We start from the raw sequence: 18208 nt of genomic DNA, 5'->3' as shown, positions 1-18208 counted from the left end.
CCATCCATCGCCGTGGCGGCAAGCTCCGCTTCTGCCGCCGTGCACGCTGCATATTCGATGCCATGCGCTCTACCGTCCTGCCTGTGAATCGTACAAACAGGATTCAGGTTAGCCTTACCTATCCAGATGCTGTGAATCGGGGGTGACTCACTTCTCGACAGGCCGTTCCGCCACTACTGCCGCCGCTCCGCGAGTTCGGCGGCGGGCGCGGGGTGCGCGTCGCCGCCGAAACCGCTGGGCCACCACACCTTCGGCCCCACCAGGGCGAACAGCGCGGGGATGACGACAGTGCGCACCAGGAAGGTATCGAGCACGATGCCGATGCCGACGATGATGCCGAGCTGGGTGAGGGTGATCAGCGGCAGCACACCGAGTACACAAAACACCGCGGCCAGTACGATTCCGGCGCTGGTGATCACCGCGCCGGTCGCCGAGACCGCGCGCACCATACCGTCGACGGTGCCGTGGCCCGGCGCCTCCTCCCGGGCCCGGGTCACCAGGAAGATGGTGTAGTCGATACCGAGCGCCACCAGGAACAGGAAGGCGAACAGCGGCACCGTCGTATCCAGCGCCGGGAAGCCGAAGAGATGCGTGCTCACCAGACTGCCCAGCCCCAGCGCTGCCAGGGCACTCAGTACGGTGACGCCGATCAGCAGGACAGCGGCGGGTAGCGCCCGCAGCAGGACGAGCAGCACCGCGAAAACCACCAGCAGGATGAGCGGAATCACCAGCAGTTGGTCGTGGCGGGCGGCGTCGCGGGTGTCGAGCGCTTTCGCGTCGCTCCCGCCCACCATCGCCTCGGCGCCGGGTATCCCGGCCAGTATGCCGCGCAATTGTCCGATCGTCGTGTAGGCCGCCTCGGATTCGGGAGCGGCCTCGAGGGTGACCATCCACCGGTCCACCCCGTCGTAACCGCCCGCGGGCACCACAGCCGAGACTCCGGGGGCGGACTCCAACGCCGGACGGACCGCCGCAGCGGCATCGTTGCGGGTGAGCACGACGGTCGGATCCGAGGCACCCGAGGGGAAATGGGCGGCAAGAGTGTCCAGCCCGTCCACCGATTCGGCCCGCACCCGAAACTGTTCGGTCTGCGACAACCCGATATCCGCGCCGGTCAAGCCCGCCGCACACACGACCAGCAGCGCGACCGCCCCGCCGGCGACCACGGTGGGCCGGGCCACCACCCGGGTGGCGATCCGATGCCACACCCCGGGCGCCGCGGTGCCGTCGGCACTCGCGTGTGGAACAAAGGGCCAGAAGATCTTCCGCCCGCACAGGGCCAGAGCGGGCGGCAGCGCCAGCAGGACGAAGACCACCGCTACCAGCAGCCCGGCGGCCGCCATCAGGCCGAGCGAACGAGTATTGGGCAGTGTCGCGAGCAGCAGCGTGCACAGGGCGAGCACCACGGTCACATTGCTGGCGAGGATCGCCGGTCCGGCGCGCCGGACGGCCCGGCGCAGCGCGGCGCGGTGGTCGCGATGCCCGTGCAGTTCGTCGCGATAGCGGGAAACGAGCAGGAGCGCGTAATTGGTGCCCGCGCCGAACACCAGGACGCTGGTGATGCCCGCGGTGGAGCCGTCGAAGGAGAGGTCGGTGACGCGGGCCAGCGCCGTGCCGATACTCGTGGCGGTCCGGTCGGCGAGACCGATCACCAGCAGCGGTACCAGCCACAGCACCGGTGAGCGGTAGGTGACGATGAGCAGTAGCGCGACCACCAGCGCGGTGACGGCCAGCAGGGTCACGTCCGCTCCGGCGAAGGAGTCGGCGATATCGGCACCGAACGCCGGGCCACCGGTGATCTGCACGGCCAGTCCGGGTGGCGTGTGTTGTGCGGCCACCTGGCGCAGCCGGTCGATCTCGGCGGCCAGGTCCGCACCGTTCAGGTCGGCGGACACCGTCGCACGCCCGAGTGCCGCCTTGCCGTCCGGCGCGACCACGAGCGCGTCCGCGGCGGCACCGGAAACCTCCTGAACGGTCTTCGTGGCGGCGGCTCGGTCGGAATCGGTCAATTCCGCGCCGTCGGTCCGGGTGACCACCAGGATCGCCGGCGCGTCCCGGCCACCGGGAAATTCCGCCACCGCGGCCTCGACCCGCGCGGCTTCGGAATCCTGCGGCAGTGAGGTCGGCGCCTGGCCCGCGTCGTCGTTTCCACCGACGCCCACGATCACCGCGCAGGCGGCGGCGAGGACGGCGATGAGCAGCACCCACGAGCGGTGTCCGGTGACCACGGCGGCGAAGCGTTCCCAAGCATTCACCCGGCAACTATTTCAAAAACTGAAATAATTGGCAAGGCTCGGCACCCCGGGGGACCTACACTCTTGCGAGCGGGATAAGGGAAAGGACGGCGCAGGTGAGAGACGAACCCTCGGCGGAGACGGACAGCGCGACCCGGGAACACGCCGAAACCGAGATCGCCACCGATATCCGCGCGCTGACCGCGGTATCCGAGCAGATCGGGCATCTGTTCGCCCATTCGCACTCCCTGCGCAGCACCGATTTCCGCGCGCTCATGCACATCGCCACCGCTGAAGCCGAGGGCCGACCGCTCACCGCCGGACACCTGCGCGAGCTCATGGGCCTGTCCCCGGCGGCGATCACCTATCTGGTCGAACGGATGATCGCCTCGGGCCATATCCACCGCGAAACCGACCCCGGCGATCGCAGACGGGTGCTGCTGCACTACTCCGACCACGGCATGTCGGTGGCCGGCGAATTCTTCCATCCACTGGGCCGGCGCACCCGCTCGGCGCTCGCCGCCCTGCCCACCGCCGATCTCGCCGCCGCCCACCGGGTGCTCGCCGCGGTCATCTCCGCCATGCGGGACCACCATGCCGCGCTGACCCGGGCACCGGGCGACCGGTAGCCCGGGCACCGACCCGCCAGAACCTCCGGCATTTTTCTGCATACTGCCGCGCAGCCGGGGTAGGACGCCCACGACCCGCGGCGACCTGCATGCTGATTGTCCTGGCTGTACGCGGGTATCCGGCCGGGCAGACAGGAGGTGTGTCATGCCGAAGGAATGGACCGACAAGCAGGAACGGCAGTACGAGCACATCAAGGACTCGGCAAAGGAGCGCGGGGCCAGTACGAAGCGGGCGAAGGAGATCGGTGCGCGCACGGTCAACAAGAACCGCGCCCAGGCCGGTCAGACGAAGACCGCCAGCCGCACCTCGACCCGTGATATGTCACCGCAGCGGCGCGGCGGACTGCGCTCGGGCACCGACAAGCCCAAGGGCCGGACCCGCGACCAGCTGTACAACGAAGCGAAGAGCCGCAATATCAAGGGCCGCTCCAAGATGACCAAGAACGAACTGGCCGAAGCCCTGGGCAAGTAGACCCGCCCGATGAGCCCCACCGCCCGCGCGGCCACGAACAACCGCCGGGCACCCAGACCGGTCGGCGCCGCCGAGTTCGTTCCCGGCGGCGCCGATCTCGGGCGGGTCCGCGCAGCGGCGGCCGACTGCCGCGGCTGCGACCTCTACCGCGACGCCACCCAGACGGTGTTCGGCGCCGGACCCGCGCACGCACCAGTGGTCATGGTCGGCGAACAGCCCGGCGACCAGGAGGATCTGCGCGGAGAACCGTTCGTGGGACCGGCCGGGCGGCTGCTGGACCGCGCGCTGGAAGAAGCCGGATTCCAGCGCGAGGAGATCTACCTCACCAACGCGGTCAAACATTTCAAGTTCACCGAACGCGGCAAACGCCGGATCCACAAACAACCCAGCCGGACCGAGGTCGTCGCATGCTCGGCCTGGCTGGCCACCGAACTGGATCTGATCGCCCCGGACCTGGTGGTCTGTCTGGGCGCGGTCGCGGCGAAGGCGGTACTGGGCCCGTCGGCCACGGTCGGCCCGCTGCGGGGCCGCACCGTCGAACGCCCGGATTTCCGGGTGACCGGCACGGTGCATCCCTCCTCGGTGCTGCGTGCCCCCGACCGCGATTCGGCATATACCGAGTTCCTGGCGGACCTCACCTACATTCACGATTCCCTACACCGGTGACCCGCGGCGCGCGGATCACCGGCCCGGGCCCAGATCGAGACGCCTGGTCACCCGGTCGACCAGGTCCGGGGGCATACCCGGTTCCCGGCGAGCGGCCTGCGCCTCCCGTCGGCCGGCCTCGGTCACCTCGGCCCGGATACGCCCGACGGCCACCCTCATCCGCGCCTCGCGCTCGGCGCGGGCGCGCGCGTCCGCGTCGGCCGCTTCCGGATCGGCCCGGGCCAGCCGGCGCCGGATACCCTCCCGCAGCCGCTCGTGGAGTTCCTCGGGTACCTGCTCGGCCTCGGCCAGTTCCTCGAGGCGGGCCAGTTCGGCCCCCACCACCCGCTCCCAGAGTTGCCGTTCGAGCCGGCGTTCGGCCAAGGTGTCGGCGCGGACACCGGTGAGCCGGACGACCAGCGGCAGCGTCGGTCCCTGCACGAGCAAGGTGAACAGGACCACCGCGAACGCCGTGAACAGGATCTCGGTCCGCCCCGGGAAATTCGCGCCCGCCTCGGTCGACAGGGGTATGGCCAGCGCCAGCGCCACCGTGGCCACCCCGCGCATACCGGTCCACCACGTCACCACCGTTTCCCGCCAGGTGTAGGGCTCGTCGGCGTCCTCGTCGTGCCACCACTTCCCGCGCAGCCACCAGGTCGTCATCAGCCAGGCGAGCCGCAGCCCCACCACGACGGCCAGCACCGCGCCCGCACCCCCGAGCAGTTGCGGCCAGCTGTTCCCGGTGGCCGCGAGCACCGCACTCAGCTCCAGACCGATGAGACCGAAGGCGAAACCGCTGATCAGCAGCTCGGTGATCTCCCAGAACGAGTTGCCGACCACGCGGTAGTCGGCATCGGCGAACTCGGTGACGGCGTCGGTCAGGTACAGCGCGCACACCAGCACCGCCAGCACCCCCGAACCGCCCCAGGACTCCGCGAAACCGTAGGCCGCGAAGGGCAGCAGCAAGCTGAGCGCGACCTGCGCGCTCGCTTCGGCCAGATAGCGGGTCAATTTGCTGCCCGCCACACCCAGTGCCAGGCCGACGGCTACGGCGACCACCGCCGACACCGCGAATTCCCCCGCCGCTCGCAGTCCCGAGAAATGCCCGGTGAGCACGGCGTCCACCGCGACCGAGTAGACGACGATCGCGGTGACATCGTTGAACAGTCCCTCGCCGCCGAGTACGACCACGAGCCGGCGCGGCAGTCCGAGGCGACCGGCCAGCGCGGTCGCCGCCACCGGATCCGGTGGGGCGACGATGGCCCCGAGCACTACCGCCGCCGCGACCGGCAGACCCGGATACCAGGCGTGGAACACCGCCGCCACCGCTGCCACGGTGGCCAGCACCAGACCGACGGCCCGCAACACGATGGGCTCCCAGCTCTCCGCGAACTGACGCCACGAGGTACGCCGGGCCGCGGCATAGAGCAGCGGGGGCAGGACCAGCGGCAGGATCAGGTGCGGGGGTATCGCGATCTGCGGCACGAACGGCAGCAGGGCGAGCACGACGCCGAACAGCGTCATCAGGACCGCCGAGGCGACACCGATCCGCCGCCCGATCGCCTCGGTGAGTACCGCGGCGAACAGGAGCACGAATGTCAGCACCAACTGGTCCATGGCATCCCAGTCTGCTGCCACCCACGCGTTACGGGCCCGCGCAATGCCGAGCACGGACCGATCCGGCCGGGAACCCGGGCCGGCGAGGCGGCGAGGCCGGTCGCGGGCCGCGCGCCGGATTTCCGGCCCGGCCGACCGGAAGCGATTGCCGCGCAGGTTATCCCGGGGCAAATGCGGAACCGGCCGAATAGTTGTCCCGGCGAACGAATTCGGGGCACACTCTAGGTGACGACGTTCGACGCGCCGATCGAACGCGGGGGCGAGGACACGGAATATGAGAATTAGGCCGCGGCAACAGCTGCTGGACCTGTGGCGGGCAGTGCTCGCCTGCTCCTACCGGGGCAACACCTGGACCTGGGGCGGTCGCGACGGCAGCAATTCGATCAGCGACGCCGAACAATTGCTGTGCCTGCTGTACCCGGCGACCGAACTCGAGGCCTTCGCCCTGGACCAGCCCGACGATATGGCGGCCGACGCCCGGCGGGCACTCGACCCCTTCGGCGAGGAGACCCGCATCGGCGGCGCCCTGGTCGGCCTGCTGGAGGACTATCTGCAGCGCTACACCGGTCCCGACGGGGACCCTGTCTTCGCGGCCGGCTCCTACCTGCGCGCGGCGGGTGATCGCCCGCTGACCGAAGAACAGCTCGCCCTGGGGATCGTCGACTCCTATTCCATGTCGCTGAGCCTGTGTATCGCGGCGTTGCGTTTCCTGCGCGGATTCCAGCGTTTCGTCGGCGGTGAGGTGCGGCGCGAGGCACGGCAGTTGAGCGAACGCATTCCGCTGGTGATCGACGCGGTCGGGATCCGGCTCACCGCCGCGATGGCGGGGCTGGTGCGCAGTTTCGTCATCCACACGCCCGAGCCGAAATCCGAGGCCGGGCAGGCCATCCTGCACATGATCAACCAGAATCACGCCCCGGCCGACGAGGTGATCCGGCGCCTGTCGGCACGGCTGGAGCGGCTGCGGGTGCAGGCGGCCAACGAGGTGCGGCTCAGCCAGACCGCCGAGGTGGACGTCGCCGACGACGAGCGACTGTTCGAATGCGGCTGGGGCTGGGGCATCGTGCGCACCGCCGAACCCATCGAGTTCGTACCCGGCGAGGTCGGCCACGCGGCCGGGCACGCCGAACCCCGTCCCTACCTGTACTTCACCGCCGTCGCCCTCGACGGCATCATCGATCTGTCCTCCCAGCGCATCCGGGAGCTGGACCTGCTGACCGACGAGCAGCGCAAACTCGCCGACGCCCTGCAGCTGCGGTTCGAACTGGCCCGCAACTACTGGTCCACGGTGGCCCGGTTCGGCGGCGGCCGCTGGCCACTGGAGGATATTCCCTGGCGCACCTCCGACGGCGAGGAATCGGACTACTTCAGTCTCACCGTCACCGCCATCCTCATCCAGGACCTGGTGTACCGGGACAGCACCGAGGACCTGGCCCGGACCGTGGCGGTTTTCGATCAGCTCGCCCGCCGGGGACGGATCACCAGCCGCCTCACCGCCGGGGACGCGGCCGCGGTCCTGCACTATCCGGGTGTCCGGCTGGGGCTGGCCGGTAGCGAGGACATCGGCGGGGGCTCCGTGCTCGAATGGTATGTCCCGGATTTCGTGACCATGATGCTCAAACGCTGCCTGCAGGCGGCGCGCCTGCGCACCGATGTCGACACTCGGGATCAGCTGATGGCGCTGGCCGAGGCGGCGATGGACCATCTCGATGGGCGCATCCAGCGCGACGGACCGGCGGCCGGTCTGTGGGACGATCCGGCGGCCCTGCTGGGCCAGGAGCTCTCGGTCCCGGCCGGCCCGTCCTGGTTCGTCACCGAACGCGTCATGGAATGCCTGGTGATCGCCTACGGCACCTTCCGCGAACCGCCGCTGGCCCCCGCGACCATGGTCGCCCGCGCCGTCGATCTGCTGAGCGAGGCCGAACATCTGCTCAACCAGGAGGAGCTCGAGGTCGAGGGTGATGATCTGACCCCGAAACAGACAGCGGTGAACCGTATCCGGCAATCGCTGGACCGGGCCCGCGGGGTGCTGCGCGAGCGTCCGGGTACCGCCTACAGTCTGGCCACCCAGGCACTGATCCAGCTCGACGAACTGGCGTACGCGCGCCAGGACGCGACGCGCTGAGGGGGCCCGGATGCTCGTATTCTCCACCTCCGACAAGGGCGGCACCGGACGATCGGTGACCAGCTGCAATATCGCGTACCGGCTGTGTATGTCGGGACGCAACGTCGCCTATGTGGATTTCGATTTCGGGTCACCGACCGCCGGGGCACTGTTCGAGATCGGCACGGTCGAACGGGGCGTCGCCGACGGTGGGGTGCACTCCTATCTGCTCGGGCAGACCGGCACGGCGGCCCGGGTCGACGTCGGTACCGCCACCGATCGGTCCGAACTCAAAAGAGTCGCCCCCCGCTCCGGGCGGCTGGTCCTGTTCCCGGGCGACGAGGGCGGCGCCGAGTTCCTCACCGCCGACGACGCGGTGGTGACCCGCTGCGCCGAACTGCTGGTGGCGCTGGAACAGGAGTTCCGGGTGGTGATCGTCGATCTGAGCGCGGGCCGGTCGGTCGCCCTGGAGATCGCCCTGCAGGCGACCGCGCTCCCTCAATTGCGCCGCCGGACGGCACGCTGGCTGATCTTCCACCGCTGGACCCGTCAGCACATCCTGGCGGCGGCCGGGCTGGTCTACGGTCCCCACGGGCTGCTGCAGACCGGCGCGGCCTGCGGGCACGATCCCGACGACCTGCTGGGTTCGACCCGCTATATCCGCACCGCCGTACCCGCCGCCAACTCCCATATCACCGCGCAGCGCGCGGCGCAGGCGGCATGGTTGCAGGAACAGGATGTCGCGCTGCGCCGGCTGGCCACCGCCAACCGGCTGGGCGCGACCGCGGTGCTGGGCGCCACGCCGATGGAACCGGTATTGCAGTGGCGGGAGCAGCTGATCCTCGACAGCGATGTCAACGCCCATATCGCCAACCACGAAACGGCGCAGGCCTATACCGAACTCGCGCGGCGCCTGATGGACGTCGCCAGCTGGGAGAGGCTCTAGATGCGGGACAGGCAGGTCTACACCGAGGCCACCGAACAGCCCTGGGTCGCCCCGGTTCCGCTCTCGCACCTGTCGATCGAGGTCGGGCACTTCTATCTCAACGACCTCCTCGGCGATCTCGAGCGGGTGAAAGAGGAGTTCCGCCGGATCGTGCCGCTGGTCGCGGCGTTCACCGAATCCGCCCGTGTCCGGTTCGGCCCGGATGTCCGGGTCAGCACCTGCTACCTGATCGACGACTACTTCCAGCCCGATACCGATCCCGCGGAGGTACTCGGCAAACTGCTCACCGCCGCCGACGCCGCCGGGATCACCATCGACTATCTGGCCCGCGAGTCGGGCTGCTGGCAGACCTCGCAGTTCATGGACGGAGTGCCGCTGGGTGAGCCCATACCGGTGGCCGAGATGGTGGCCGCGCGGATCGTCGCCGAACCGGCGCCGCCCGATACCGGACGCCGGCCGCCGACCGCGCAATCCGGGTGGCTGTGCAACGGCCGCCGGTCCTCCGAACACGAACCGGCGCAGGCCATGCGCGGACGCACCTACGAACCACCCGAGGAGTTCGGCCGCCGCGAGCATTCCATCTTCCTGGACGTCCAGTTGTGGAGCACCCAGCTCGTCGACGGCGTCACGGTGACCCGCTGGTCCTGCCCGTTCCTGGCCGCGGTCTGGCATCTGCTGCGGCTGGGCATGCTGCGGTATCACGGTGCCGCCGTGGTGGATCCGCAGCAGTGGCGCGGTGAGCCGTGGCCGCGCCGCTGGTACGAAGTGCCGCCGGTCGTACAGCTCAACCCGGACGCGGCGCCGTTCGCGGCGTATCAGACCCTGTCCATGCTGCCCAAACGCTATCTCGCCATCGAACACGCGGTACGGCTGGTACTCGACCATCTCGACCTGGACGAGGACGTGCTAGCGCAGGTCATCGCGACCGGTGCGGCCGAGGACGTCGCGGTCTCGCGCAAGATCAGCGAGCGGCTGTCCCACCTGCTACTCGACGGGTCCTGAGATGGTCGCGACCGCGCCCCTGGTCGTCCTCGGTGAGGTACGCACCTGTCTGCTACCGTCGGCCACCGCGCTGACCCGATCCGAGGCCGGGGAACTGCTGGCCCTGCTGCCCGGCTGCGGCGTGCGGTGGCGGGAGCGACCGGGCACGCTGGGCCTGTCCCCGACCACGGCGGTGGGAGTCGATTGTGATCTCCGGCTGGGCGAGCAGCCCGCCCGGATCGTCGGCACGGTGGCCACCAGTCTCGCACTCGCCGGCGGGCGGGTACTGCAGTCCTCGGCGCGCACCCGGGTGGTGCGGGCAGCCGAACGCCGCCGCCAGACCTGGTCCCACTACATCAGCCAGAAGGGGGTCACCGAGGTCGTCACCCGGATTCCGGAACGGATGGCGGCCGGGAACGTCCTGGCCGACGGTTATCTCGCCGCCGACCCGCTGCCGGGGACGGCCCCGCTGGACCTGGCGTCGATCAGTGAACGGCTGCTGGCCCGGGTCCGGGCCGATTCCCGGCTGGACCAGAACCCACCGGTGCGGGCCGGGACGACCCGGCTGCGCTGGACGGCCCGCGTCGGCGGCAGCAGCGGCCCGGCCGCGACCCTGCACCTGGACGACGACACCGTCCGCTCGGTGCGACTGATCGTGCGCGACGAAACCGATCTGGAAGCGGCGCAACGGTTCTGCGAGGATCTGGCCGCTCACGATTGGCTGCTGACGGTACTGGCCGACGCTCTCGACGAAGCCGACCGGTTCGCCCCGCACAGCCGCGAACGGATCGATATCCTCGCGCCCGCCCTCGAACACCTGGCCGGCCTGTGGATGCCGGGCGCGCATACGCCGCCGGTACTGCGCGCGCTGTGGAAGGATCTGCAGAACGATCCCGGTTTCTCCCGGCAATGGAACACGCTGGTGGGCCGGTTACGCGACAATATCGCGGTCGCTACGCTTTCGGCATTGCGGCACAAGATCTTCGACGCGGAGTGGTGACGCGCCCGCACCGTCACCCCGGCTACATCCGGAACCACTTGCGGACCAGCAGCGCGAAGAACACCGACATCGATACCGCACCGGTCCATGCCTCGACGACGAACAGTGTCCGCACGGCACCGGGCAGTTCCTGCGTATCACCGGGGCCCGGCGGATTCAGGAAGCCGGTGACGCCCATGTAGACGGTGTCGTCGACCGCCTGCCCACCCAACAGCACCGCGACCCCGGTGAACAGCAGCATCTGCAGGATCACCCAGCCCAGCAGCCACGAGGGCCGGTACCCGTGACCACACAGGACATAGGAGCCCTGTCCGGCCCAGCGCCGCAACCCCCGCGGTAGTCCACGGGTATTCGCACGCGCCAGTTGCAGGCCGCAGCGGTCCTCGGCTTCGTCGTCCTCGTTGACCCGGTACAACGCCATGGCGCGGCGGAACGCCAGGGCCGCGTGGGTGGCCAGGCCGACCTCCGACAGTTGGGCACCGATCGCCTCGTATTCCTCGGCCAGCAGCGTGTTCTGGCGGGCACTCAGTCGCAGCGGGCCGCGGAACTCGACCTCGGCGGCCATGAGCGCGGCCGGTACCGCGCTGGGAACCCGCCAGCCCTCCTCGTCGGGGCGGGGATCCCGGGCCGCGCCGTACAGGTGCGGGAAGACCAGTGTGTCGGAGTGACGGCGGCGCGCGCTGGGCGGATCGTAATCATCGAGAACGGCTTCGACGTGCACGGCGAAGGTGTCCAGTGACATCCGCTCGGGGTGCTCGTCGGCATCCAGCTCGGCGGTGTAAGCCGCTGCGTGCCTGGCGATCCGGGTGGAGACCGATGCCACGAACGGCGAGATCTCGCCCATGCGAACCAGTTTAGCGCTCAGGGATGCAGTCGGAATTCGTACAGGTCACGGGGCTCCCCCGGTCCGAAGTAGCGATCGTCGTGTTCGAGGAAATCGAAACCGGCTTGTTTGAACAGGTTTCCGGCCGGATGGTTGTCGGGCCGGACCGTGAGGTACACCGTGTCGGCCCCCAGTTCCCGGCATACGCGCAGGGTCTGGTTCAGCAGGGCGCGGCCGAAACCGGCGCCCTGGTACCGCTTGGCCACGGCGAAGGTGAACAGCAGCGCCCGGCCGGACTTCTCCAGGGTGAGCGCGTACCCGATGACCGTTCCCGCGACCTCGGCGACGAGCCATTCCGAACCGTGCAGGTCATAGAGCTGGCGCAGCATCAGGTACAGGTACGGTTCACCGAACACCTCGGCCTCGATGGCCGCGATGTCCTCGAGATCGGCAAAGCGGGCCTGCCGGTACACCGGCTGTGGCGCCTCCGCGATATCCATGTGCTCCCTCGTGCCAGGGCATACGCCGTCCGGTTCCAGACTAGAACGTCGGCTCGCCGACCGCGCCAGTGTAGAGCTCGCGCAACCGTTCCGTGATGCGCCACGTTCTATCGTCGGCATACCCGTTGCCGGAGGCCCGTCACAGGAGGCCGGTTCTCCGGCTTGACCTCAACGATAGTTGAGGATCCAGAGTGGTCGGTAGAGCGGCGGACCCGCCGCCCGGCACACCTTCTGGAGGAAAAGTGGATATCGCCGCATCCGGCACCGGTACACCCCTGCGCGTCGCGGTCGTCATCGGCAGCAGCCGGGACGGTCGCTTCGCACCCGCTGTCGGCGACTGGTTCCTGAGCAGGGCGTCGCTGCGCGCCGATCTGACACCCACCACCGTCGATATCGCGGACACCGAACTACCGCACATCTTCGGCGCGCCCGCCGCCGGCATCGCCGGGACCCGGGAGACGCTCGCCGCCGCCGACGCCTTCGTGGTGATCACGCCGGAGTACAACCACAGCTATCCCGGCACCCTGAAGAACTTCATCGATCTGCACCATGCGGAGTGGCAGGCCAAACCCGTGGGTTTCGTGAGCTACGGCGGTATCTCGGGCGGCCTGCGGGCGACCGAGCATCTGCGCGCGGTGTTCGCCGAACTGCACGCTGTCACCGTCCGCGACACCGTCAGTTTCCACAACCCCTGGGGTCAGCGAGACGATACCGGCACACTGGCACCCGACGCCGGCGCCGATACCGCCGCCACCACGCTGCTCGACCAGCTCGTCTGGTGGGGCGAGGCGCTGCGAACCGCCCGCGCGGCCCGGCCCTACGCTGCGCGCTGAGCCCACCCCCGGCAACCGGCAACCCGGCAACCCGGCAACCCGGCAACCCGGCAACCCGGCAACCCGGCAACCCGGCAACCCGGCAACCCGGCAACCCGGCAACGACGGATACCACGTAAACGGCCGTCACGCCTGGTCATACGATGTCGCGGTGACCGAATACGACCACCTCGACACCTCGACCCTGCCGGAACGTCAGCGCCGCATCCTCGCGGTGATAGGGGAATGGGTGGTGCGCCACGGTTACCCGCCGAATACCCGCCGGCTCGGCGAAGCCGTCGGGCTGCGCTCCTCGTCCTCGGTGTCGAAACATCTGAGGAGCCTGGAGGAGAAGGGTTTCCTGCGCCGCGGTGACGGGGTCTCGCGCCCCATGGACGTGCGGCTGTTCCTGAACGCCGGAACCGAGGCCGAACCCGCCCGCGACGCCGTCGCGGTCCCTGTCGTCGGCGATATCGCGGCGGGTACGCCGATCCTCGCCGACGAGCACACCGACGACGTGCTCACGCTGCCCCGGGAACTCGTGGGCCACGGGACCGTGTTCGGGTTGCGGGTACGCGGGGATTCGATGGTGGACGCGGCCATCTGCGACGGGGATATCGTGGTGGTGCGCCGCCAGCCCGACGCGCAGAACGGCGAGATCGTCGCCGCGATGCTGGACGGGGAGGCGACGGTGAAGGTCTTCCGCCGCCGCGCCGGGCATGTGTACCTGGAACCGCGCAACCCCGCCTACCGGGTGATCGACGGCGACCACGCGGTGGTGCTGGGCAAGGTCGTCTCGGTGATGCGGCGGATGTGAACGCCGCGCCCGCCGCGGAGCGGGCGCGGGCCGATGGTGCATGATCGAACATATGGGCGCAGACCCGGGACCGCGGGTCCCCCACCACCTCGATGATTTCCGCACCCTCGCACGGGCTCGGCTGGCAGTGTTCCCGCGAATCGCGGTACCCGATACCGACGGATTGCGCCGGGCCGCCGTGGTGCTGTGTGTAGTGGACACGGGCGGGTCATTGTCTGTGCTGGTCATCAAACGGGCCTATCGCGGCCGCAATGCCGGGCAGTGGGCGCTGCCCGGCGGCCGCGTCGAACCGGGCGAGACCACGCAGCAGGCCGCCTTGCGCGAACTACACGAAGAACTCGGGTTGACGACCGGCCCCGAGGACGTACTCGGCACGCTCGACGACTTCCCGGCCAGCTCCGGATTCGCCATCACTCCCGTGGTGGCGACGCTGTCCGACATCACGCGCCTGAACCCGAACGCCGACGAAGTCCATTCGGTGCACCAGGCCACCTTCGACCGGCTCGCCGCCGACGACACACCGCACTGGGTGCTACCGGACTCCGCCCGGATGCACGACGGCGCCCCGGCGGTCGACGCCCCGCCCGGTGAACCCGGCCTGCTGCAGATGCGCTTGGGCCCGAATATGACGATCCACGCCCCCACCGGCGCCATGCTCTGGCAGTTCCGCGAGGTGGTGCTGCTGGGCAGCGAACCGAAAGCGGCCCGGGTCGCGGATTTCGCTCAGCCCACCTGGACGAGGCACTGAGCTCTCGCCGGCGACGCCACTGACGAGCGGCGGACTCGGGAGTCGGCACCCGCCGGTCGGTAGCCGCCCGGTCGCCGACTACGAATTACGCAATCGCCGACCGGGCGGACACGGCCGGGCCCCCGGCACCGCCCGAGCCCCGAGCAGCTCAGGGCTGCTCGGCACCGGGCTGCGCGTCGGGCCCGGCGGCCGAACGCTGCCCCTCCGGCACGATATCGGGCTCCTCCTCTGCCAGCCGGCGCTCCATAGGTTCGCCCTCCCGCTGCTCCCGCGGCGAGGTGGCGTAGCGATCCGCGGCGGACCAGTGGTCGGGCGGGTCCATACCCTCCTCGAGCGGATCGGCGGCCAGTTCGTCTTCGTCCAGTTGTTCGCCGGTCGAGGGAATCGCGCTGCTCGCCCACTCGGCGATCTCGGCGGATTCCGTGCCGGGATCCTCGGTTTCGTTCATGGTCGCGTGTTTTCCCGGACAACGGCGCGCAAACACCCCGCCACCGATTTCCTCGAACCCACCGTCACCGGTGCGGGCCCACCTCGACCCGGCCGGTTTCCCGGTCCTCGACGCCGCGACCACGGCGACTGCCGTCGTAGGCCGATTCCCGCAACCGCTGCACCGCACGGGGTAGCAGCGCTACGTCGGCGGGGTGGTTGAGCACGGGATCGTAGAAATCGGTGCGATGCTCGCCGGGATCCGCGGCGCGCAGCGCCAGGTGCCCGACTGTCTGGCGCGCGGGCCCGTAACCGGCGACCGAGATCGTGTACCCGACCTGGTGCTCGTGCACATGCCGCGCGAGGGCCGACAGCGAGGTGCTGGCGGGTAGCCCCGGGTCCGGCTCGGCGAGCACCCAGAGTGGAGCCGAATCGTCCCACTGATAGGGCAGCAGACTGCCGAACCGGGCGCTGTCCCAGCCACGCGCGACGGTCAGCGACAACCGGGCGACCGGGCGCTGCCCCGTGGTGGCCAGCGCGAAATCCCAGGGCTTGTCGTTGATGTCGAGCACCCGGAAGGCGAGTCCGAGGATATCCGGGACGCCACCGGGAGTTCCCACCCCTTTCGAGAGTCGCCCGATGGTCGCGCGGTCGCCCTCCCCGAAAAGCCGGGTGAATTCGGGTTCGGCGCGGAACCGGCCGGAGAGCCGGACACCGCGCGGGTGGAAGAAACGGGCGTGCCGGAGATGAGCGCCGGCGTCGAACGCGCCGCGCACCAGCGCCGACACCGGAGCCAGCGTAAGTCGATCGGTCATCATGCGTCTCCCTTCGGATCACGCCAGCTCTCGTCCCCGACGAGCTGGCTGGATTGCGGCCCCATCAGCAACATGCCGCCGTCGACGACATAGGACGCTCCGGTCACATACCCCGCGGCGGGGGTTGCCAGGAAAGCCACCACGGAAGCGACTTCCTCGGCGTGGCCGGGCCGGCCCAGCGGCAGCCCCGGCCGGGGTTGTTCGCGTGGATCGGCGTCCTCCTGCCCGGTCATCGGGGTGGCGATCTCACCGGGCGCCACCGAGTTCACGGTGATGTCGTGTTCGGCCAGTTCCAGCGCCAGCACTTTGGTCAGCGCACCGAGGCCCGCCTTCGCCGCGCAGTAGGGGGCCGCCCCCACCTTGGGCGCGTGCTCGTGCACGCTGGTGATATTGATGATCCGCCCGCCACGGCCGGCCTCCGTCATGTGCCGGACGGCGCGTTGCGTACAGAGGAAGGCGCCGTCCAGGTCGACCGACAGGACATGCCGCCAGGTGTCGAAGTCCATATCCATCGCCTTCTGCGCGGAGCCGGTGCCGGCGCAGTTGACCAGCACATCCACCCCGCCCAGTTCGGCGGCCAATTCGTCCACGGCAGCGGTACTCGTGGGCAGATCGTCCAGGTCCATTCGCCGCACAGCCGCCCGCGCGCCCCGGTCACGGGCCAGTCCGGCCGTATGCGCCGCTCCGGCCTCGTCCGAGTGGTAGGTGATCCCGACATCGACGCCGCCGCCGGCCAGCGCCACCGCGATCGCCCGGCCGATCCCCGAATCGGAGCCGGTCACCACGGCCCGTAGCGGCGCGCCTATACGTTCTTTCGGTAAGGGAGCGATAGTTGCCATACCGCGCGGCTACCCTGACGGATCGCGATCACACAGCCGGTCGTCGACCGGATCGCGACCGCCGACCCCGGAGGTCACCTCGCGGTACCGACCCACTCCCCCCGCGTCGGCCGCCAGCGGCGGGGTAGCGCCACCGTGGCCGCCGCGCAGGCCTTCGAGGAACTCGCGCAGCGCATCGGTCGCGGTGACGCGCGGCTGCCAGCCGAGTTCGGTCCGGGCCCTGGTGGTGTCCATGATCGGCAACTGCATCATCGCGTCGAACAGGCCGGGGGTGGCGGGTACCAGGCGTAGATGCCAGGCGCCGGCCAGCGCGGTCCGGACCGGCCACCGGGGGACTTCGACCGTACGCACATCCAGCAGTCGCGCGATCTCGGCACGGTCGAGGACAGGTTCGGCCGCGATATTGAACGCACCCCGCGCGCCGGAGAGCACCGCCGCCGTATAGGCACGGCCCGCGTCGGCACTGTGTAGCGCCTGGAAGCGCAGTCCGCGCGGATAGGGCAACAGTGGCAGCAGTCCCGGCCGGACCAGCGGGCCGGGGACCAGCGGCCCGGCGAACAACCGGCGCTGCTGTGCGGCCGAGGCGCGCTGGAAGGTGAACGCCGGGCGCATCCGGATCAGGCGGCAGTCCGGACGCTCGTATTCGAAGAGGTCCAGCAACCGCTCCACATAGGCCTTCTCGACCGCGTAGGACGCCCCCGGCCAGCCCTCGGTCGGCCAGCTCTCGTCGACCGGCTCGTCGCCGGTCGCGGGCGAGTAGGCGGCGACCGAGGAGGCGTGTACCAGTGCGGGCACCCCGGCCGCGGCCACGGCGGCGAGCACCCGGCCGGTCCCGCCGACATTCGTCCGCCAGGTATCACGGGGGCGGCGCGTGGGCTGGAACACCCAGGCCAGGTCGACCACCGCGTCGGCACCGCGGAACAGCGACACCAGATCGGCGGAGCGAATATCGGCCGCCACCCACTCCACCCCCGGATGCGCGTGCTCCGGTTTCCGCCGGGCCACGCCCACGATCGAATCCACCGTCGGGGTACCGCTGAGCTGCTCGAGCACCGCGGTACCCACATTTCCCGTGGCCCCCGTGACGATCACCCGCATACGTTCACCTCACTGTCCGTCGGGGTGTGCGGCATACCCGTGGCGGCGGTGCCGACACAGCCGGCCGGGCAACGGTTCGGCCACCGGCGGCAGGCGGGGGGGTCAGCCCGCGAGGATCTGGGGCGAGAGCGCTTTGAGCATGGCGTTTGTCCAGCGCAGCTGGCGCAGCGTACCCGGGTGGCATTGCGCGGCGAGGTCCAGGAGTTCGGGTTCCCGGGCCGCCTGCGCGCCCTGGGCGAGCAACTCCCAGTCCACCGACACGCCCGCCGCGAGCTGATGCAGCCGGCGCAGGTCCCGCAACAGCCGCAGCCCCGGGTCCGGCGGCCGGGCGACCGTTGTGCGCAGCCGGCGCGCACGGGGAAGCCGCACCCGCGGGTGGCGCCGGCCGTGTCCCTTCGCCGCCCCGAATCGGGGTGCGAGCGCGTCCAGTTCACGGAGATGGTCCTGCGACCGGCCGGCCAGATCCCGGGCGGTGTGGTGGATCTCGTACTCGGCCCGGTGCCGGACCGCGACGGCCGCCAGTTCCCCGGCGAGTTCCCGCTCGGAGAACTGCAGTTCCTCGATGACGATATGCAGTTTCACCGGCCACCTCGGTCCTCGGCGCGGAGTTCGTACAGCCCCGGACCGTAGCGGGTACGTGCTCCCCAGGGTTCGGCGATACGGTCTCGAGTCTTCATACCCCCGCATTTACCCAGGACGCCG

General features: G+C 70.0%; 19 protein-coding genes. 10 read left to right on the top strand and 9 right to left on the bottom strand.

Annotation, left to right across the window (positions count from 1 at the left end; all coding sequences use genetic code 11):
* Window positions 1-173: 173 nt before the first annotated feature.
* Window positions 174-2255 (bottom strand): MMPL family transporter, encoded by a 2082-nt coding sequence (locus NS4_RS09505; protein WP_084487053.1) that lies wholly within the window; start codon window positions 2253-2255, stop codon window positions 174-176.
* Window positions 2256-2350: 95 nt separating this feature from the next.
* Between NS4_RS09505 and NS4_RS09500 the strand changes: the two genes are divergently transcribed.
* The 3 genes from NS4_RS09500 to NS4_RS09490 all read left to right on the top strand — a co-directional run bounded on the left by NS4_RS09500 (window position 2351) and on the right by NS4_RS09490 (window position 4001).
* Window positions 2351-2863, top strand: a complete 513-nt coding sequence (locus tag NS4_RS09500) for a MarR family winged helix-turn-helix transcriptional regulator (RefSeq protein ID WP_174552079.1) — start codon at window positions 2351-2353, stop codon at window positions 2861-2863.
* A 145-nt stretch (window positions 2864-3008) separates the two neighbouring features.
* The gene (locus NS4_RS09495; RefSeq protein ID WP_063059146.1) at window positions 3009-3335 is read left to right on the top strand and encodes a hypothetical protein; all 327 of its coding nucleotides are present in this window, start codon (window positions 3009-3011) and stop codon (window positions 3333-3335) included.
* Between the two features lie 9 nt (window positions 3336-3344).
* Window positions 3345-4001: a UdgX family uracil-DNA binding protein gene (locus NS4_RS09490; protein ID WP_063059145.1), complete on the top strand. Its 657-nt coding sequence runs from the start codon at window positions 3345-3347 to the stop codon at window positions 3999-4001.
* A gap of 15 nt (window positions 4002-4016) precedes the next feature.
* Here the strand turns inward: NS4_RS09490 and NS4_RS09485 are convergent, their stop codons facing one another.
* Window positions 4017-5651, bottom strand: coding sequence for a Na+/H+ antiporter (locus NS4_RS09485; protein ID WP_245665209.1), 1635 nt, complete (start codon window positions 5649-5651; stop codon window positions 4017-4019).
* Window positions 5652-5871: 220 nt separating this feature from the next.
* Between NS4_RS09485 and NS4_RS09480 the strand changes: the two genes are divergently transcribed.
* Genes NS4_RS09480 through NS4_RS09465 form a run of 4 tightly spaced genes read left to right on the top strand, consistent with a single transcriptional unit; the run spans window position 5872 to window position 10628 of the window.
* Window positions 5872-7722 (top strand): SCO2524 family protein, encoded by a 1851-nt coding sequence (locus NS4_RS09480; RefSeq protein WP_063059144.1) that lies wholly within the window; start codon window positions 5872-5874, stop codon window positions 7720-7722.
* Window positions 7723-7732: 10 nt separating this feature from the next.
* Complete coding sequence (locus NS4_RS09475) at window positions 7733-8647, top strand: SCO2523 family variant P-loop protein (RefSeq protein ID WP_063059143.1); 915 nt, start codon at window positions 7733-7735, stop codon at window positions 8645-8647.
* On the top strand, window positions 8648-9649 hold the full coding sequence (locus NS4_RS09470; RefSeq protein ID WP_063059142.1) for an SCO2522 family protein: 1002 nt from the start codon (window positions 8648-8650) through the stop codon (window positions 9647-9649).
* A 1-nt stretch (window position 9650) separates the two neighbouring features.
* Complete coding sequence (locus NS4_RS09465; protein WP_063059141.1) at window positions 9651-10628, top strand: SCO2521 family protein; 978 nt, start codon at window positions 9651-9653, stop codon at window positions 10626-10628.
* 22 nt (window positions 10629-10650) lie between these two features.
* Here the strand turns inward: NS4_RS09465 and NS4_RS09460 are convergent, their stop codons facing one another.
* Window positions 10651-11472: a hypothetical protein gene (locus tag NS4_RS09460; RefSeq protein ID WP_063059140.1), complete on the bottom strand. Its 822-nt coding sequence runs from the start codon at window positions 11470-11472 to the stop codon at window positions 10651-10653.
* Between the two features lie 17 nt (window positions 11473-11489).
* Entirely contained in the window at window positions 11490-11951 is a 462-nt protein-coding gene (locus NS4_RS09455; protein ID WP_063059139.1) for a GNAT family N-acetyltransferase, read from the bottom strand.
* A gap of 242 nt (window positions 11952-12193) precedes the next feature.
* On the opposite strand from NS4_RS09455, the gene NS4_RS09450 reads away from it, so the two are divergent.
* The 3 genes from NS4_RS09450 (at window position 12194) to NS4_RS33630 (ending at window position 14328) form a co-directional block, all read left to right on the top strand.
* Window positions 12194-12784, top strand: coding sequence for an NADPH-dependent FMN reductase (locus tag NS4_RS09450; RefSeq protein ID WP_063059138.1), 591 nt, complete (start codon window positions 12194-12196; stop codon window positions 12782-12784).
* A 151-nt stretch (window positions 12785-12935) separates the two neighbouring features.
* Window positions 12936-13580: a transcriptional repressor LexA gene (lexA, locus tag NS4_RS09445; protein WP_063059137.1), complete on the top strand. Its 645-nt coding sequence runs from the start codon at window positions 12936-12938 to the stop codon at window positions 13578-13580.
* A 52-nt stretch (window positions 13581-13632) separates the two neighbouring features.
* Window positions 13633-14328 carry an NUDIX hydrolase gene (locus tag NS4_RS33630; protein ID WP_063059176.1) on the top strand — a complete coding sequence of 232 codons (696 nt, stop codon included), beginning with the start codon at window positions 13633-13635 and terminating at the stop codon, window positions 14326-14328.
* A 148-nt stretch (window positions 14329-14476) separates the two neighbouring features.
* Here the strand turns inward: NS4_RS33630 and NS4_RS09435 are convergent, their stop codons facing one another.
* The 5 genes from NS4_RS09435 to NS4_RS09415 all read right to left on the bottom strand — a co-directional run bounded on the left by NS4_RS09435 (window position 14477) and on the right by NS4_RS09415 (window position 18088).
* The gene (locus NS4_RS09435) at window positions 14477-14776 is read right to left on the bottom strand and encodes a hypothetical protein (protein WP_218020331.1); all 300 of its coding nucleotides are present in this window, start codon (window positions 14774-14776) and stop codon (window positions 14477-14479) included.
* Window positions 14777-14840: 64 nt separating this feature from the next.
* Window positions 14841-15569 carry a hypothetical protein gene (locus tag NS4_RS09430; RefSeq protein WP_063059136.1) on the bottom strand — a complete coding sequence of 243 codons (729 nt, stop codon included), beginning with the start codon at window positions 15567-15569 and terminating at the stop codon, window positions 14841-14843.
* Entirely contained in the window at window positions 15569-16408 is an 840-nt protein-coding gene (locus tag NS4_RS09425) for an SDR family oxidoreductase (RefSeq protein WP_063059135.1), read from the bottom strand. Before NS4_RS09425 ends, NS4_RS09430 begins: the two co-directional genes overlap by 1 nt.
* A gap of 9 nt (window positions 16409-16417) precedes the next feature.
* Window positions 16418-17506, bottom strand: coding sequence for an NAD-dependent epimerase/dehydratase family protein (locus NS4_RS09420; protein WP_063059134.1), 1089 nt, complete (start codon window positions 17504-17506; stop codon window positions 16418-16420).
* A 102-nt stretch (window positions 17507-17608) separates the two neighbouring features.
* Complete coding sequence (locus NS4_RS09415) at window positions 17609-18088, bottom strand: hypothetical protein (RefSeq protein ID WP_063059133.1); 480 nt, start codon at window positions 18086-18088, stop codon at window positions 17609-17611.
* Window positions 18089-18208 lie beyond the last annotated feature (120 nt).

The organism is Nocardia sienata NBRC 100364 (assembly GCF_001613205.1).
GTDB classification, from domain to species: domain Bacteria; phylum Actinomycetota; class Actinomycetes; order Mycobacteriales; family Mycobacteriaceae; genus Nocardia; species Nocardia sienata.
The sequence above is the reverse complement of the archived record's forward strand: the minus strand, read 5'-3'. Positions and strand labels throughout refer to the sequence as shown.

What these genes read in the sequence shown, in the direction of transcription:
- NS4_RS09495 (WP_063059146.1), top strand. Translation starts at nt 3,009, where the DNA reads ATGCCGAAGGAATGGACCGACAAGCAGGAACGGCAGTACGAGCACATC.
- NS4_RS09490 (WP_063059145.1), top strand. Translation starts at nt 3,345, where the DNA reads ATGAGCCCCACCGCCCGCGCGGCCACGAACAACCGCCGGGCACCCAGA.
- NS4_RS09480 (WP_063059144.1), top strand. Translation starts at nt 5,872, where the DNA reads ATGAGAATTAGGCCGCGGCAACAGCTGCTGGACCTGTGGCGGGCAGTG.
- NS4_RS09475 (WP_063059143.1), top strand. Translation starts at nt 7,733, where the DNA reads ATGCTCGTATTCTCCACCTCCGACAAGGGCGGCACCGGACGATCGGTG.
- NS4_RS09470 (WP_063059142.1), top strand. Translation starts at nt 8,648, where the DNA reads ATGCGGGACAGGCAGGTCTACACCGAGGCCACCGAACAGCCCTGGGTC.
- NS4_RS09465 (WP_063059141.1), top strand. Translation starts at nt 9,651, where the DNA reads ATGGTCGCGACCGCGCCCCTGGTCGTCCTCGGTGAGGTACGCACCTGT.
- NS4_RS09460 (WP_063059140.1), bottom strand. Translation starts at nt 11,472, where the DNA reads ATGGGCGAGATCTCGCCGTTCGTGGCATCGGTCTCCACCCGGATCGCC.
- NS4_RS09455 (WP_063059139.1), bottom strand. Translation starts at nt 11,951, where the DNA reads ATGGATATCGCGGAGGCGCCACAGCCGGTGTACCGGCAGGCCCGCTTT.
- NS4_RS33630 (WP_063059176.1), top strand. Translation starts at nt 13,633, where the DNA reads ATGGGCGCAGACCCGGGACCGCGGGTCCCCCACCACCTCGATGATTTC.
- NS4_RS09435 (WP_218020331.1), bottom strand. Translation starts at nt 14,776, where the DNA reads ATGAACGAAACCGAGGATCCCGGCACGGAATCCGCCGAGATCGCCGAG.
- NS4_RS09430 (WP_063059136.1), bottom strand. Translation starts at nt 15,569, where the DNA reads ATGACCGATCGACTTACGCTGGCTCCGGTGTCGGCGCTGGTGCGCGGC.
- NS4_RS09425 (WP_063059135.1), bottom strand. Translation starts at nt 16,408, where the DNA reads ATGGCAACTATCGCTCCCTTACCGAAAGAACGTATAGGCGCGCCGCTA.
- NS4_RS09420 (WP_063059134.1), bottom strand. Translation starts at nt 17,506, where the DNA reads ATGCGGGTGATCGTCACGGGGGCCACGGGAAATGTGGGTACCGCGGTG.